This is a genomic window from Pseudovibrio sp. SCP20 (genome assembly GCF_057774105.1).
This window is the reverse complement of sequence record NZ_JBYMDH010000031.1, coordinates 1-223: the sequence shown is the minus strand read 5'-3', so window position 1 is coordinate 223 and position 223 is coordinate 1. Positions and strand designations below refer to the sequence as shown.

Sequence of the window (223 nt, the reverse complement as noted above, 5' to 3'; positions counted from 1 at the left end):
GAATGCCTGATCGCGTGGACGGTCTGGAGTTGGGATGTACTCGTCTACTGCAGCCATCAGTTCAGCGATTTTCTCGGAACCAATGTTTGCATCGCGATCTTCCAGAGCTGCCAGAGCAGAACCAGCGATGATTGGAATATCGTCGCCTGGGAATTCGTAGGAAGACAGAAGTTCACGAACTTCCATTTCTACGAGCTCGAGAAGCTCTTCATCGTCAACCTGG

At 51.1% G+C, this 223-nt stretch carries 1 pseudogene; it reads right to left on the bottom strand.

The window, feature by feature from the left end:
- Positions 1-223: pseudogene (gene tuf, locus AC3CB2_RS23530) on the bottom strand (elongation factor Tu); the annotation flags it as partial.